This is a genomic window from Zobellia sp. B3R18, assembly GCF_018860715.1.
GTDB lineage: Bacteria > Bacteroidota > Bacteroidia > Flavobacteriales > Flavobacteriaceae > Zobellia > Zobellia russellii.
Map to the genome: position 1 here is coordinate 110000 of NZ_JAHKQG010000007.1, position 17214 is coordinate 127213.

At 38.7% G+C, this 17214-nt stretch carries 8 protein-coding genes; 7 read left to right on the forward strand and 1 reads right to left on the reverse strand.

Annotated elements, in window-relative coordinates:
• The first annotated feature begins 32 nt into the window (after nt 1–32).
• The 4 genes from rplL to KO513_RS05165 all read left to right on the forward strand — a co-directional run bounded on the left by rplL (nt 33) and on the right by KO513_RS05165 (nt 9084).
• Nucleotides 33–410 (forward strand): 50S ribosomal protein L7/L12, encoded by a 378-nt coding sequence (rplL, locus tag KO513_RS05150; RefSeq protein WP_215441890.1) that lies wholly within the window; start codon nt 33–35, stop codon nt 408–410.
• 144 nt (nt 411–554) lie between these two features.
• A complete protein-coding gene (gene rpoB, locus KO513_RS05155; protein ID WP_215441889.1) occupies nt 555–4364 on the forward strand; it encodes a DNA-directed RNA polymerase subunit beta in 3810 nt (1269 codons plus the stop codon).
• A 55-nt stretch (nt 4365–4419) separates the two neighbouring features.
• A complete protein-coding gene (gene rpoC, locus KO513_RS05160; protein ID WP_215441888.1) occupies nt 4420–8718 on the forward strand; it encodes a DNA-directed RNA polymerase subunit beta' in 4299 nt (1432 codons plus the stop codon).
• A 54-nt stretch (nt 8719–8772) separates the two neighbouring features.
• Nucleotides 8773–9084: a DUF3467 domain-containing protein gene (locus KO513_RS05165; RefSeq protein WP_215441887.1), complete on the forward strand. Its 312-nt coding sequence runs from the start codon at nt 8773–8775 to the stop codon at nt 9082–9084.
• 62 nt (nt 9085–9146) lie between these two features.
• On the opposite strand, the gene KO513_RS05170 is transcribed toward KO513_RS05165, so the two are convergent.
• The gene (locus KO513_RS05170) at nt 9147–10736 is read right to left on the reverse strand and encodes a peptide chain release factor 3 (RefSeq protein WP_215441886.1); all 1590 of its coding nucleotides are present in this window, start codon (nt 10734–10736) and stop codon (nt 9147–9149) included.
• A gap of 399 nt (nt 10737–11135) precedes the next feature.
• Here KO513_RS05170 and KO513_RS05175 point away from each other — a divergent pair, with 399 nt between their 5' ends.
• From KO513_RS05175 to KO513_RS05185, 3 genes are read left to right on the forward strand one after another with little or no spacing between them, the layout of a single operon-like run.
• Nucleotides 11136–14207: a gliding motility-associated C-terminal domain-containing protein gene (locus KO513_RS05175; RefSeq protein WP_215912560.1), complete on the forward strand. Its 3072-nt coding sequence runs from the start codon at nt 11136–11138 to the stop codon at nt 14205–14207.
• A gap of 14 nt (nt 14208–14221) precedes the next feature.
• Nucleotides 14222–15181: a PorP/SprF family type IX secretion system membrane protein gene (locus tag KO513_RS05180; RefSeq protein WP_215441884.1), complete on the forward strand. Its 960-nt coding sequence runs from the start codon at nt 14222–14224 to the stop codon at nt 15179–15181.
• Between the two features lie 10 nt (nt 15182–15191).
• Nucleotides 15192–17129 carry an OmpA family protein gene (locus tag KO513_RS05185; protein ID WP_215912561.1) on the forward strand — a complete coding sequence of 646 codons (1938 nt, stop codon included), beginning with the start codon at nt 15192–15194 and terminating at the stop codon, nt 17127–17129.
• Nucleotides 17130–17214 lie beyond the last annotated feature (85 nt).

Consider the following 17214-nt stretch of genomic DNA (forward strand, 5'->3'; position numbering starts at 1 on the left):
TATATTTTAAAATTTATTAAACGATAGTAAAAATGGCAGATTTAAAAGATTTCGCAGAACAGTTGGTTAACTTGACCGTAAAAGAGGTAAACGAGTTGGCTGATATATTGAAAGAAGAGTACGGTATTGAGCCTGCAGCTGCAGCTGTAGCTGTTGCCGCTGGTGGTGGTGGTGAAGCCGCTGAAGCCGCTGAAGAAAAGTCAGAATTTGACGTAATCTTGAAAGCAGCAGGTGGTTCTAAACTAGCTGTAGTTAAATTGGTTAAAGAATTAACTGGTCTTGGATTGAAAGATGCTAAAGACATCGTAGATAGCGCACCTAAAGCTGTAAAAGAAGGTGTTTCTAAAGACGAAGCTGAAGGAATCAAAAAATCTTTGGAAGAAGCAGGAGCAGAAGTTGAGCTTAAATAGTATCAGCAACCATAACAATTTGGTTTAGGTCTTTCTTCGCTTATGGCGGAGCTAGACCTAAGCCTTTTTATACAAGTAAGACCCACGTATATGAAGAAGTATACGACCCCTTTTTAGTATTCACGTTCAAAATACTGTCCATAGATGTTCACACAACAGACTGAGAGAATAAATTTTGCATCCGCTAAGAACACGCCGGAGTATCCGGATTTCTTGGACATCCAGATAAAATCGTTTCAAGACTTTTTTCAGTTAGAAACAAAATCTGATGAAAGAGGCAATGAAGGCTTGTACAATACCTTCATGGAAAACTTCCCTATTACGGACACCAGAAACCAGTTCGTACTTGAATTTTTAGATTACTTCATAGATCCGCCAAGATATTCTATCCAAGAATGTATAGAGCGTGGTCTTACATATAGTGTTCCGTTAAAAGCACGATTAAAATTATACTGTACCGATCCTGAGCACGAAGATTTCGAAACTATCGTGCAAGATGTGTATTTGGGTACTATACCTTATATGACACCTAGTGGTACATTTGTTATCAATGGAGCGGAAAGGGTTGTAGTTTCTCAGTTGCACCGTTCTCCAGGTGTTTTCTTTGGTCAGTCATTTCATGCAAACGGTACCAAATTATATTCTGCCAGGGTTATACCGTTTAAAGGTTCGTGGATAGAATTTGCAACAGATATTAACGGTGTAATGTATGCGTACATTGATCGTAAGAAGAAGTTGCCAGTAACTACTCTTTTCAGAGCTATAGGTTTTGAGAGAGATAAAGATATTCTTGAGATTTTTGACCTTTCTGAAGAGGTTAAAGTTTCAAACGCCGGTCTAAAGAAAGTACTAGGTCGCAAATTGGCTGCTAGGGTATTGAACACTTGGCACGAAGATTTTGTTGATGAGGATACCGGCGAAGTTGTTTCTATAGAAAGAAACGAAATTGTTATTGATCGTGATACGGTATTGGAAAAGGACCATATTGCGGAGATTTTGGAAGCTGATGTAAAAACTATCCTTCTTCACAAGGAGAGTAATGCACAGTCAGATTATTCTATAATCCACAATACATTACAGAAGGATCCAACAAACTCAGAAAAAGAAGCTGTTGAGCACATTTATCGTCAATTACGTAATGCCGAGCCGCCCGATGAGGAGACTGCTCGTGGTATTATAGATAAATTATTCTTCTCTGATCAACGTTACAACTTAGGTGAAGTTGGTCGTTATAGAATGAACAAGAAATTACAGTTGGATATTGGAATGGACAAGCAGGTCTTGACCAAAGAAGATATCATAACTATTATTAAATACTTGATTGAGCTTATTAACTCTAAAGCAGAGATTGATGATATTGATCACCTTTCTAACCGTCGTGTTCGTACGGTTGGTGAGCAGTTGTCGTCTCAGTTTGGTGTTGGTCTTGCCCGTATGGCAAGAACTATTCGTGAGCGTATGAACGTACGTGATAACGAGGTGTTTACCCCAATAGATTTGATTAATGCAAAAACCTTGTCTTCTGTAATTAATTCATTCTTTGGAACTAACCAGTTATCTCAGTTTATGGATCAAACCAATCCGTTAGCAGAGATTACACACAAACGTAGATTATCGGCACTAGGGCCAGGTGGTCTTTCTAGAGAGCGTGCAGGTTTTGAGGTTCGTGATGTTCACTACACGCACTACGGTAGACTTTGTCCTATTGAAACTCCTGAAGGTCCAAACATTGGTTTGATATCTTCACTTGCAGTTTTTTCTAAAGTAAACCCAATGGGCTTCTTGGAAACTCCTTACCGCAAGGTAGATAACGCTAAGGTGAATACAGAAGAGTTTGTATACCTGAGTGCTGAGGAAGAGGAAGGAATGAAAATAGCTCAGGCTAACATTCCTTTAAAAGAAGACGGTCAGATAAATACAGATAAGGTTATTGCACGTGAAGAGGGAGATTTTCCTGTTGTTGACCCAAGTGAAATCAACTATACGGATGTTGCTCCTAACCAGATTGCATCTATTTCCGCATCGCTTATTCCTTTCTTGGAACATGATGATGCCAACCGTGCATTGATGGGATCTAACATGATGCGCCAAGCCGTACCATTGTTGAGACCACAGGCACCAATTGTAGGTACGGGTCTTGAACGTCAGGTTGCTTCTGATTCTAGGGTATTGATTAATGCAGAAGGAGATGGTACTATAGAGTATGTAGATGCCAAAATGATTACTGTAAAATATGATCGTACCGATGCTGAGCGTTTGGTAAGTTTTGAAGAAGATTCTAAATCATATAACTTGGTTAAGTTCAGAAAAACTAACCAAGGAACCAGTATTAACTTGAAGCCAATTGTAAGAAGAGGCGATAAAGTTAAAAAAGGTCAGGTTCTGTGTGAAGGATATGCTACAGAAAAAGGCGAATTGGCACTAGGTCGTAACCTTACCGTGGCTTTCATGCCTTGGAAAGGGTATAACTTTGAGGATGCAATCGTAATTTCTGAAAAAGTAGTTCGTGAAGATATTTTTACATCTATTCACGTAGATGAGTATTCTTTGGAAGTTAGAGATACAAAATTAGGTGCAGAGGAGCTAACCCATGACATTCCTAACGTTTCTGAGGAAGCTACTAAGGATTTGGACGAAAACGGTATGATTCGTATTGGTGCAGAGGTTAAGCCTGGTGATATCCTAATTGGTAAGATTACTCCAAAAGGAGAGTCTGATCCAACTCCTGAAGAAAAATTATTGAGAGCAATTTTTGGAGATAAAGCGGGAGATGTTAAAGATGCATCTTTAAAAGCTTCGCCATCTCTAAGAGGTGTTGTTATTGATAAGAAGTTATTCTCTCGTTCTGTAAAGGATAAGCGTAAGCGTTCCGAAGATAAAGAAGAGCTTAACAAGTTAGAATTAGAGTACGAAGTAAAGTTTCAAGAGTTGAAAGACATCTTGATAGAGAAGCTTTTTACTTTGATCAATGGTAAGACGTCTCAAGGTGTATTGAATGATTTAGGTGAAGAAGTATTACCAAAAGGTAAGAAGTATACACTTAAAATGTTAAACTCCGTAGACGATTTTGCTCACTTGGTAGGTGGTAGCTGGACAATGGACAAGGATACCAACGAGTCTGTTGCAGATTTGCTTCACAACTATAAGATAAAGCTTAACGATCTTCAAGGAAACCTAAGAAGAGACAAGTTTACAATTTCTGTTGGTGATGAATTACCTGCAGGAATTATGAAGCTGGCTAAAGTTTATGTTGCCAAAAAGCGTAAGCTTAAAGTTGGGGATAAAATGGCGGGACGTCACGGAAACAAAGGTATTGTATCTCGTATCGTACGTCAAGAGGATATGCCTTTCTTGGCAGATGGAACACCGGTTGATATTGTATTGAACCCATTAGGTGTACCTTCTCGTATGAACATTGGTCAGATTTACGAAACCGTATTAGGTTGGGCCGGTCTTAAGTTGGGTAAAAAATATGCTACACCAATTTTTGATGGTGCTACATTAGATCAAATTAATGAATACACAGATGAAGCTGGTATTCCAAGATTTGGCCATACCTACCTTCATGATGGTGGAACAGGTAAGCGTTTTGATCAGCCGGCTACAGTTGGTGTGATTTATATGCTAAAACTTGGTCACATGGTAGATGATAAAATGCACGCACGTTCTATAGGACCTTACTCTTTAATTACACAACAGCCATTGGGTGGTAAAGCTCAATTTGGTGGTCAGCGTTTTGGAGAGATGGAAGTTTGGGCTCTTGAAGCATATGGTGCTTCGGCAACTTTACGTGAAATATTGACCGTTAAGTCGGATGATGTTATCGGTAGGGCCAAGACCTATGAGTCAATAGTTAAGGGCGAGACCATGCCAGAACCCGGTTTACCGGAATCTTTCAACGTATTGATGCACGAACTTAAAGGTTTGGGCTTAGATATCCGTTTGGAAGAATAGAATCCGATTGTAGCGATTGAAGAACACACATTTTAATTAGTATCACCATTAGATTATGGCTAGAATAAAAGATAATAATCCAATAAAAAGGTTTGATAAAATTTCTATCGGATTGGCCTCTCCAGAAGCAATTTTGGCGGAGTCAAGAGGAGAAGTTCTCAAGCCTGAAACTATCAACTATAGAACGCACAAGCCAGAGCGTGACGGTCTTTTTTGCGAGCGTATTTTTGGTCCTGTTAAGGATTATGAATGTGCCTGTGGTAAATACAAAAGAATTCGTTACCGTGGTATTGTTTGTGACCGTTGTGGTGTTGAGGTTACGGAAAAGAAAGTACGTAGAGATAGAGTAGGGCACATTAACTTAGTGGTTCCTGTAGCTCATATCTGGTACTTCCGTTCGTTGCCAAATAAAATAGGTTACCTTTTGGGATTACCTTCCAAGAAATTGGATATGATCATTTACTACGAGCGTTATGTAGTAATTCAACCGGGTATTGCCAAAGGACCTGAAGGTGAAGAAATCAATAAGATGGATTTCTTGACCGAAGAAGAGTACTTGACTATTCTGGAATCTATTCCAGTTGAAAATCAATATTTAGAAGATACGGACCCTAACAAGTTTATCGCTAAAATGGGTGCGGAATGTCTTATAGATCTTTTAGCTCGTATAGACTTAAAAGAACTTTCGTACCAGTTACGTCATAAGGCGAACACTGAAACTTCTAAACAAAGAAAAACAGAGGCGTTAAAAAGACTTCAAGTAGTTGAGGCGCTTCGTGAATCTCAGGAAAATAGGGAAAACAGACCAGAGTGGATGATTATGAAGGTAATTCCGGTGATTCCGCCAGAATTGCGTCCATTGGTACCACTAGATGGTGGTCGTTTCGCTACTTCTGATTTGAACGACCTTTACAGAAGGGTTATTATTCGTAACAACCGTTTAAAAAGGTTGGTAGAGATCAAGGCTCCTGAAGTGATTCTTAGAAATGAGAAACGTATGCTTCAAGAAGCGGTAGATTCTCTTTTTGATAATACCAGAAAAGCTTCAGCAGTAAAAACGGAATCTAACAGACCGTTAAAATCGCTTTCAGATTCATTAAAAGGTAAGCAAGGTCGTTTCCGTCAAAACCTTTTGGGTAAACGTGTTGATTATTCTGCACGTTCGGTAATTGTTGTTGGACCGGAAATGAAATTGTTTGAATGTGGTCTTCCTAAAGATATGGCTGCCGAACTTTATAAGCCTTTTGTTATCAGAAAACTGATAGAAAGAGGTATTGTAAAAACGGTGAAGTCCGCTAAGAAAATTATAGACAAGAAAGAACCTGTTGTTTGGGATATTCTTGAAAACGTACTAAAAGGACATCCGGTACTATTGAACCGTGCTCCTACTTTGCACCGTTTGGGTATTCAAGCGTTTCAGCCAAAACTTATAGAAGGTAAGGCAATACGTCTTCACCCATTGGTTTGTACGGCATTTAACGCGGATTTTGATGGTGACCAGATGGCGGTTCACCTTCCATTAGGGCCAGAAGCTATTTTGGAGGCTCAGTTATTGATGTTGGCATCGCATAACATCTTGAACCCTGCAAATGGATCACCAATTACCGTACCTTCTCAGGATATGGTATTGGGTCTGTACTATATGACCAAAGAAAGAAAGTCTACACCTGAAGTTCCTATTGCGGGAGAAGGTCTTACTTTTTATTCAGCGGAAGAAGTTGAAATTGCCTTTAATGAAGGTAAAGTAAACTTGAACGCCGGTATCAAAGTTAGAGCTAAGGACTTTAATGAAGAAGGAGAGTTGGTTTACAAAATAATACCTACCACCGTGGGTAGAGTTTTGTTCAACATGGAAGTTCCGGAGGCAGCAGGGTACATTAACGACGTATTGAACAAAAAATCTTTAAGAGATATTATTGGTGGAATTTTGGCTGTAACTGATGTTCCGACCACTGCCGATTTCTTGGATAAGATTAAGACAATGGGATATGAGTTCGCTTTTAAAGGTGGACTATCATTTAGCTTGGGTGATATTATTATTCCTCAAGAGAAGCATGAAATGATTGCCGATGCCAATGTTCAGGTAGAAGGTATTATGACCAACTATAACATGGGTCTTATTACTAACAATGAACGTTACAATCAGGTAATTGATGTTTGGACATCTACCAATGCCATGTTAACGGAACTTGCTATGAAGCGTATTCGTGAGGATCAGCAAGGATTCAACTCGGTGTACATGATGCTTGATTCTGGTGCAAGGGGTTCTAAAGAGCAGATTCGTCAGTTAACAGGTATGCGTGGTTTGATGGCCAAGCCTAAAAAATCTACTGCCGGAGGTGGTGAGATTATTGAAAACCCGATTCTTTCTAACTTTAAGGAAGGTCTTTCCATCCTTGAATACTTTATTTCAACTCACGGTGCTCGTAAAGGTCTTGCGGATACTGCCCTTAAAACGGCGGATGCAGGTTACTTAACACGTCGTTTGGTAGATGTTTCTCAAGATGTAATCATTAACATTACAGATTGTGAGACCTTAAGAGGGGTTGAGGTTTCTGCCCTTAAGAAGAATGAAGAAGTTGTGGAATCTCTTGGAGCTCGTATCTTAGGTAGGGTTTCATTACATGATGTATTTGATCCATTAACTGAGGAGCAATTACTTGTTGCTGGTCAGGAAATAATGGAGGCCGATGCTAAGAGAATTGAAGAGTCTCCTGTTGAGAAAGTAGAAGTGCGTTCTGCATTAACATGTGAAGCGCCTAAAGGAATTTGTGCTCAATGTTACGGTAGAAACCTGTCTACCAATAAAATGGTACAAAGAGGTGAGGCAGTAGGTGTTGTAGCAGCACAATCCATTGGTGAGCCAGGTACACAGCTTACGTTACGTACATTCCACGTGGGTGGTATTGCAGGTAACATTTCTGAAGATAACAAGTTGATCGCTAAATTTAGCGGTGTAGCGGAAATAGAAGATTTAAGAACGGTTATAGGAACGGACAATGAGGGTAATCCTGCCACTATTGTTATTTCTAGAACCTCTGAAATCAAAGTTGTAGATAAGAAAACCGGTATTACTTTAAGTACTAACAATATACCTTACGGTTCGCAATTGTTCATAGAGAATGGCGCAACCATTACTAAAGGCGATGTTGTTTGTTCTTGGGATCCATATAACGGTGTAATTGTTTCTGAGTTCCCAGGTAAGATTGCTTACGAGAATATTGAGCAAGGTGTTACTTATCAAGTAGAGATTGATGAACAGACTGGTTTCCAGGAAAAAGTAATCTCTGAATCTCGTAACAAGAAATTGATACCAACTCTGTTGATCCAAGATAATAAAGGTGAAACATTACGTTCGTACAACCTTCCGGTTGGATCGCACATTATGGTAGATGATGGAGATAAGATTAAAGAAGGTAAGACACTTGTTAAGATACCACGTAAATCTGCTAAGGCAGGTGATATTACCGGTGGTCTTCCAAGGGTAACCGAACTTTTTGAAGCGCGTAACCCTTCTAACCCAGCGGTTGTTTCAGAAATTGATGGTGTTGTTTCTTTCGGGAAAATCAAAAGAGGTAACCGTGAGATCATTATTGAATCTAAGTTAGGTGAAGTCAAGAAATACTTGGTAAAGCTTTCCAATCAGATTTTGGTACAGGAGAACGATTATGTTCGTGCCGGTATGCCATTGTCAGATGGTTCTATAACTCCAGAGGATATCCTTAAGATCAAAGGCCCATCAGCAGTACAACAGTACTTAGTGAACGAAGTTCAAGAAGTATACCGTCTGCAGGGTGTGAAGATTAATGATAAGCACTTTGAGGTTGTTGTTAGACAGATGATGCGTAAAGTTCGTATTCAAGATCCGGGAGACACTATCTTCTTAGAAAACCAATTGGTTCATAAGGATGACTTTATTCAGGAAAACGATGAGATCTTTGGTAAGAAGGTTGTTGTAGATGCAGGTGATTCAGAAAACCTTAAACCTGGTCAGATTATTACTGCTCGTGAATTGAGAGATGAAAATTCTGTCTTGAAACGTTCGGATAAGAATCTAGTTACGGCCAACGATGCGGTTGCGGCTACGGCTACGCCAATTCTACAGGGTATTACACGTGCGTCTCTACAGACTAAATCGTTTATATCTGCAGCATCTTTCCAAGAAACTACTAAAGTATTGAACGAAGCTGCTGTAAGTGGTAAAGTAGATACATTGGAAGGCTTGAAGGAGAATGTTATTGTTGGACATAAGATCCCAGCAGGTACAGGTATGAGAGACTATGAGAACATCATAGTTGGCTCTAAAGAAGAGTATGATGAAATCATGGCGCGCAAAGAGGCCTTGAAATTTTAAACTCAAATAATTAAAACCCTCAATAGAAACTATTGAGGGTTTATTTTTTTACATATGAGCGAAAAAGAACAAAAACAGAACCAAATCAATATTGAACTTGATGAAAAGACAGCTGAAGGAATCTACTCCAATCTGGCAATCATTAATCATTCAGTATCAGAATTTGTAGTTGACTTTATAAGCATGATGCCAGGGGCTCCTAAAGCCAAGGTAAAGAGCAGAATTGTTTTGACTCCGCAGCATGCCAAAAAGTTTTTAAAGGCTTTGAATGATAATGTAAATAGGTTTGAAGCTGCTCACGGAACTATTAAGGACTACGAGCAACCTCCAATACCAATTAATTTTGGGCCAACAGGAGAGGCTTAAGAATAAAAAATGCCCTTTGTAGTAACAAAGGGCATTTTTTATTTTATAAATTTTTCCGGTTTCTAATCAAACTCAGAAACAAAATGAAGTTTTACGCTAGGGTATTTTTGTTGGGTCATTTGTAAAGAGAATTGAGAATCGGCCAAGAATACCAATTGATTTCGCTTGTCCTTGGCTAAAAATTTCTGTTTCACTCTTTTGAATTCTTTAAATTCTTCGTTCTTGGGGTCTGATGCTTCTACCCAACAAGCTTTGAAAACCGGAAAATTTTCATAGGTACATTTGGCACCATATTCATGTTCAAGACGGTATTGAATAACCTCAAACTGAAGTGCTCCTACAGTTCCTATAACCTTTCTGCCGTTCATTTCCAGCGTAAATAACTGCGCTACACCTTCATCCATAAGCTGGTCAATGCCCTTGTAAAGCTGTTTGGACTTCATTGGGTCTGCATTGTTGATGTACCTAAAGTGTTCAGGAGAGAAGCTAGGGATGCCTTTGTAATGTAGTTCTTCTCCTTCGGTTAAGGTGTCGCCTATTTTAAAATTACCTGTATCATGAAGTCCGACAATATCTCCGGGATAGGATATATCCACGATTTCTTTTTTCTCGGCAAAAAACGCATTAGGACTTGAGAATTTTAGTTTTTTTCCATTTCTAACATGAAGGTAGGGTTTGTTTCGTTCAAACGTTCCGGACACAATTTTAATAAACGCTAAACGGTCACGATGTTTTGGGTCCATATTGGCATGTATCTTAAATACAAAACCGGACATTTCCTTCTCATTTGCCTCAACAACTCTTTCTTCAGCTTTTTTAGGGCGAGGAGATGGGGCAATTTCTATAAAACAATCCAATAGCTCCCGAACACCAAAATTATTAAGGGCAGAGCCAAAGAATACGGGCTGTTGCTCGCCTTGCAAGTAGCTTTCTTTATCAAAATCAGGATATACGCCTCTTACCAATTCTAAGTTATCACGAAGTTCTTCGGCGGCATTGTTTCCTATAATTTTCTCGAGTTCAGGGCTTTCAATAGAGTCAAAGGCTATAGTTTCCTCAATATTTTTTTTGCTATCACCGCTAAAAAGATTAATGTTCTTTTCGTAGATATTGTAAATACCTTTAAAATCATAACCCATACCAATTGGGAAACTTAAAGGGGTAACGGATAGGCCAAGTTTTTGCTCCAAATCGTCAAGAAGGTCAAAAGCATCGCGCCCCTCTCTATCCAATTTGTTTATAAAAACAATAATAGGAATGTTTCGCATTCTACAAACCTGTACCAATTTTTCGGTTTGCTCTTCCACACCTTTGGCAACATCAACCACAACTATAACACTATCTACAGCTGTAAGTGTTCTAAAGGTATCTTCGGCAAAATCTTTATGCCCAGGGGTATCAAGAATGTTTATTTTCTTATCCTTATATATAAAGGCAAGTACGGATGTAGCAACGGAGATACCTCTTTGGCGCTCTATTTCCATAAAGTCACTCGTGGCCGTTTTCTTGATTTTATTGTTTTTTACAGCACCCGCCTCCTGAATGGCACCACCAAATAACAGAAGTTTTTCGGTTAATGTGGTCTTACCGGCATCCGGGTGGGAAATTATTCCAAAGGTTCTACGCCTTTGAATCTCGTCTTTAAAACTCATGAAGAAAATTTGTGCAAAAATACATTAAATTATAGTTATGACCTGATTTATGTTGAGTTAAAACCAAGCCTTGAGGCTAAGATTTAGGTGGTTTTTTGTGTTAAGTGATAGGGTTTGGTATATATCGATGAACGGCAGAAAATCCCGATTTTCATTGGTTATAGTTTAGGTTTGTGCATGATAATAGGGAAATGAAAACTATGTAAATTGTATTGTTTTCAGCCCTTTACCGAATATATTTGTCTTTGGAGGATTATTCATAATTTATACTTTCAAAACAATTTGGTTAACGAAATATTAAATATATCTTGCACCTAGAATTGAAGTCTCCCAACTTCTTGCCAACCACATTTTTGACCTACACGCCATGGTGATTAGTTTAATAAAAGCTAAACATTTATGGAAAACTTTACTCTACTGAATTTTAAGAACAAAACGTTCAAGGCATTTACTTATGTACTTGCTGTAGTCCTTTTTGGGATAAATAGCTCCTTTGAAAATTTCTCCGATACTTTAGATTCGGAAAAAGAGACCAATGAAGAAGTGCAACCAGCTTACATGTTTGATGCTGATGGTTGTACCCGTTTGGACAATAAAGAGATTAGACCGGGAGATTTTGGTTTTCCTGATGGGGTTACGGATGGTAGCCTTTCAGCGGATAATGTAGATGTGAGTTCCAAGTGGGGACTTCCAGCAGGTTCTATTTTGGTAAGTGTACAAGGAGCAAGTACAAAAAGTTCTTTGGGGCTTTTTGAGGTTAATAAAGATTTACCGGCCACTTTTACTTTCTCGGGAACCGTGCCGGTACAAATTATAGCAGAGCACTCAGCTCGTGTAGATTCTAACCATAGAGATGGTATTCTTGCTTTGGATAATGTAGAGTATGTCCAGACCACAGCTTTGCCTACAGGAATTATTTCTGGTAATGAAACCAATGATTACTTTGTAGAGAACACAACGGCAGCTCCTATATTTGGTCCTAACCGTTTTGTGTGGTTATCACAAGGTTTGGCAAATGAGATTCAGTTCTATACTACTTCTAGTTTTCCTGTAAACGGTATTCGTTTGAGAATTATACCTGTTATATGTCCGGATACGGATGGTGATGGTGTTAACGATAATGTAGATTTGGATGATGATAATGATGGTATTTTGGATACAGTTGAAGATCCTAATATTGACGGTGATGATAATCCGCTAACGGACCCCTATGATTTAGATGAAGATGGTATTCCAAATCATTTGGATATTGATTCGGATAACGATGGTATTCCTGATAATGTAGAAGCTCAGACTACAGATGGTTATATAGCACCAAACGATGACGATGCTGCTACTTATGATTCTAATGACGGACTTAATTCTGCGTATCCTGATGGGTTGACCCCCGTTAATACTGATAGTAGTGATGTTGAGGATTATCTAGATGCAGATAGTGATAATGATGATGTTCCAGATAATAACGAAGGAAACGATTTTAATTTTGACGGTATTCCTGATCAGACTTATACCGGAATAGATACAGATGGAGATGGTCTAGACGATGGTTATGAAGGTAGTGATGTTAATGACGGTTATGATGTTAATGATGAAATTGATGACCCTGCCAACGACTTGCCTGATACGGATGGTACGGAAGATGTAAACTATCGTGATTTGGATGATGATGGTGATGGAATAAACACACCGGATGAAGATGTAGATGAAGATGGGGATCCTACCAATGATGATTCAGATGAAGACGGTACACCAGATTACCTTGATTTTGATGAGGATACTACTACAGATACAGATGGTGATGGTGTTCCGGATATAACGGATTTGGATGATGATAACGATGGTATTTTAGATACGGTAGAAGACCCTAACACAGATGGAGATGATAATCCATTAACAAACCCACTGGATACGGATGAAGATGGTATTCCTAATCATTTGGATATAGATTCTGATGATGACGGTATTCCGGATAACGTTGAGGCACAAACTACGGATGGTTATATAGCGCCTAATGAAGATGATGAAGCAATATATGCCGCTAACGATGGTTTAAACTCGGCTTACCCAGATGGCCTTACTCCGGTGAATACAGATGGAGAAGACACGGAAGATTATATTGACTTGGATAGTGACAATGATACTGTTCCTGATAATAACGAAGGCAATGACTTCAATTTTGATGGCAAGCCAGATCAGACTTATACCGGAATAGATACGGATGGAGACGGTCTAGACGATGGTTATGAAGGTAGTGATGTTAATGACGGTTATGATGTTAATGATGAAATTGATGACCCGGCCAATGACTTGCCTGATACAGATGGTACAGAAGATGTGAACTATCGCGATTTGGATGATGATGGTGATGGCATTGATACAGCGGATGAAGATATTGATGGAGATGGAGACCCAACCAATGACGATACGGACGAAGACGGTACACCAGATTACCTGGATCCAGATTCTAATCCTAACGATAAGGATACGGATGGTGACGGTGTTCCGGATAGAGTAGATTTAGATGATGATAACGATGGTATTTTGGATACGGTTGAAGATCCAAACACAGATGGTGATAATGACCCATTGACCAATCCTTTGGATTCTGATGGAGATACTATACCTAACCATTTAGATATTGACTCTGATGATGACGGTATTCCGGATAATGTTGAGGCCCAAACTACGGATGGCTATATTGCTCCAAACGATGATGATGAAGCAACATATGAAGCCAATGATGGATTAAATTCCGCATACCCTGATGGATTGACGCCTGTTAATACAGATGGTACAGATGAAGAGGATTACTTGGATTCGGATAGTGATAATGATTTAGTGTTTGATCATAATGAAGGAAATGATTTTAATTTTGATGGAGTACCTGATCAATCCTTTACAGGCACGGATACGGATGGAGATGGTCTTGATGACGGTTACGAGGGTAGCGATGTTAATGATGGTTTTGATGTAAACGATGAAATTGATGATCCGGCAAACGATTTACCGGACACGGATGGTACCGAAGATGTAAACTATCGTGATTTAGATGATGATGGTGATGGAATTGATACGCCGGACGAAGACGGAAATAACAACGGAGACCCAACTGATGATGATTTGGATGGTGATGGTACGCCTTCATACCTAGATCCGGAAGAGGATACTGAAATTGTAGTGATGCAAATGGTAACCCCTAACGGAGATGGTAAAAATGAATTCTTGTGGATTGAAAATGTTGATAAAGCTTTAGATAATAATCTTAAGATTTTCAATAGATGGGGTGTTGCTGTATACGAAGGAGATGATTACAATAACCAGAACAATGTGTTCGATGGTAGATCAAAAGGAAGGTCTACAATAGCTGGTCAGGATTATTTACCGGCAGGGGTTTATTTTTATATCTTTAAGTACAACACTGTAAATAAAACTAATATAACTGATAGTGGTTATATTTACATCAGCAAATAATCTATAAAGTAGGTATGATTATAAGAAATAAACTACTAGCAGGCCTATTCTTGGTATTGGTCTATTGTCAAACGGCTTCGGCCCAACAAGATGCCCAGTACACTCAGTATATGTTTAATACAATGAGCGTTAACCCTGCCTATGCAGGTTCTAGGGGGCAATTGAGTATTGCGGGCCTATACAGGTCGCAATGGGTAGGTTTAGATGGATCTCCAGAGACATTTACCATCAATTTACACTCTCCCATAAGGAACAGTAAAGTAGGTTACGGGTTGTCTATAGTGAACGATAAAATAGGAGAGGGCACTGTTCAAGAAACTTATATAGATGGGTTGATCTCATATTCAATTGACGTTTCTTTAAAAGGAAAACTATCTTTTGGATTAAAGTTGGGAGGTAATATTCTCAATTTGGATTTTGAACAATTAAGACAGAGACCAGGTTTTGAAGAAGCTGTAGGTACCGATAATATTGAAAACCGATTTTCTCCTAACGTAGGACTGGGAATGTACTACCATACCGATAAATTTTATGCGGGACTTTCTGCTCCCAATTTATTAGAGGTAGAACATTTTGATTCGGCCAACTCGGATGCTAACCAAATTGACTTTTTGGCTAAAGATCGTGTTAACTTTTACTTGATTACAGGATATGTTTTTGATTTAAATGATAACTTTAAATTTAAGCCAGCTCTATTGACAAAGGTCGTAGGTGGTGCACCGCTTCAGGTAGATGTCTCAGCTAATTTTCTGTTTGCAGAAAAGTTTTCTTTTGGTGCAGCTTACAGATGGGATGCCGCTGTAAGTGCTCTTGCTGGTTTTCAGATATCTGACCAAATTATGTTAGGGTTAGCATATGATAAAGAAACAACAGACTTTGGTAGTACACAGTTCAACAGCGGATCTTTTGAAATTTTTCTAAGATGGGAATTAGTGAAATCATTTGAAAAACTGGTTTCTCCGCGTTTCTTCTAAACCTTGCCTTATGATGAAAAAAATACACATTCTTTATGTTTTGGTCTTTTTGATGGGCACGAGTTGTTTTGCCCAAGAAAAATTGATTACCAAGGCCAATGAAAAATATGACGAATACTCTTTTAGTCCGGCTATCGATATTTATAAAAAAGTACTGGATAGGGGTTACGTTTCGGCAGACCTTCTCAAAAAATTAGGAAATTCTTACTATTACAATGCAGATTACGAGGATGCGTCAAAAACATACAAAAGACTGGTAGACGAGTATCCGGGAGAAATAGGTCCGGAGTATTACTTTAGATATGCACAGACCTTAAAAACTTTAGAGGAGTATGATGCTTCCAAAGAAGTTATGGGCAAATTTTTGGAGGCCACTTCAGATGATGGAAGGGCTACTGCATACAAAGACGAGAAAGACTATCTAAACGATATTAAAAGAAATTCGGGTAGATATAACGTATCGCCTTTTCAATATAATTCTCCGTACTCGGAGTTTGCACCTTCTTTCTATAAAGAGGGTCTAATTTTTTCTTCGGATAGGGACACCGGTAATTTTGCTCGCTATCGTCATACTTGGAATTCAAAGGATTTTTTGGATTTATATAAAGTAAACGCAGATAGTATTTCTCAAGGTACTGTTATTAAGTTTGGGGACCATGTAAATACAAGATTACACGAATCAACATCAACAGTAAACAAGGCCGGGGACGTTTTATATTTCACTAGAAATAATTTTAAGTCCGGAAAATATGTAAAAGACGAAAAAGGAGTAATACGTCTTAAAATTTTCAAGGCTAAAATGGTAGAGGGTGTATGGTCTAATATAGAGGAACTACCCTTTAATAGCAATGACTACTCTGTAGCCCATCCCACATTAAGTGCAGATGAAAAGACCTTATATTTTGCATCGGATATGCCCGGTTCTTTAGGGGAATCTGATATTTTTAGGGTTTCCATAAACGATGATGGAACCTACGGTACTCCTGAAAATCTAGGTTCGGTAATTAATACGGAAGCTAGGGAAACCTTTCCTTTTGTTTCAAGCGAAGATGTCCTTTATTTCTCTTCTGATGGCCATCCTGGTCTTGGGGGCTTGGATATTTTTGCTACTAAAGTAGCCAATGGAAGGTTAGATGGAAACGTTATGAACGTAGGTGAACCCGTTAACGGAAGAATGGATGATTTTACGTTTATCTTTAACGAAGAAACTAAAAAAGGGTATTTTGCCTCTAACCGCTCGGAAGGGCAGGGAGCTGATGATATTTACGCTTTCTTGGAAACCAAATCGTTGGTGATTGACTGTGAACAGGCTATTTCCGGGGTAGTGCGGGACAAAATATCCAATGAGCCTTTAATTGGGGCATCAGTTAAGGTCATCAATGAAAATAATGACGAAATAATGTCGGCCATTACAGATGCTGAAGGTAAGTATAGCTTATTGGTAGATTGTACCCAAGGTAATTTTGTAAGAGCTATGACAGAGGGGTATATTCCATCTGAAGAGTATTTAGGAAAATCTGATGGGGAACCTAAAACCATAGACTTTTATCTAGAGAGAAATTCTATTAGTGCTGGTTTTGGCGATGATTTAGCCAAACTATTGCAGTTGAGTACCATCTATTTTGATTTTAATAAATACAACATTCGTAAAGATTCTGAAATAGAGGTTGAGAAGGTAATTGCTGCCATGGAAAAATACCCAAGTTTGAGGATTAAGGTAAACTCCCATACGGATAGTAGAGGTAAGGATTCTTATAACTTATGGCTCTCTCAGAAACGTGCGGAAGCTACGGTAAATTATATGATAAAAAGAGGGATAGCCAAAGAGAGATTGGATAGTGAAGGTTTTGGTGAAACTAAATTGATTAACCAATGTGCCAATGGTGTCAAATGTTCGGATAAGGACCATGAACTGAACAGACGATCGGAATTTATTATTCTGGAATAGTATATCTAAGGAATACAATACCAAAGGCAGCTACTTTAAAGTAGCTGCCTTTTTTGTTCACGGTACTGTACAAAGTAGATAAGTA

Excerpts from the sequence above, each read along its gene's own strand:
- rplL (WP_215441890.1), top strand. The coding sequence starts at position 33 with ATGGCAGATTTAAAAGATTTCGCAGAACAGTTGGTTAACTTGACCGTA.
- rpoB (WP_215441889.1), top strand. The coding sequence starts at position 555 with ATGTTCACACAACAGACTGAGAGAATAAATTTTGCATCCGCTAAGAAC.
- rpoC (WP_215441888.1), top strand. The coding sequence starts at position 4,420 with ATGGCTAGAATAAAAGATAATAATCCAATAAAAAGGTTTGATAAAATT.
- KO513_RS05165 (WP_215441887.1), top strand. The coding sequence starts at position 8,773 with ATGAGCGAAAAAGAACAAAAACAGAACCAAATCAATATTGAACTTGAT.
- KO513_RS05170 (WP_215441886.1), bottom strand. The coding sequence starts at position 10,736 with ATGAGTTTTAAAGACGAGATTCAAAGGCGTAGAACCTTTGGAATAATT.
- KO513_RS05175 (WP_215912560.1), top strand. The coding sequence starts at position 11,136 with ATGGAAAACTTTACTCTACTGAATTTTAAGAACAAAACGTTCAAGGCA.
- KO513_RS05180 (WP_215441884.1), top strand. The coding sequence starts at position 14,222 with ATGATTATAAGAAATAAACTACTAGCAGGCCTATTCTTGGTATTGGTC.
- KO513_RS05185 (WP_215912561.1), top strand. The coding sequence starts at position 15,192 with ATGATGAAAAAAATACACATTCTTTATGTTTTGGTCTTTTTGATGGGC.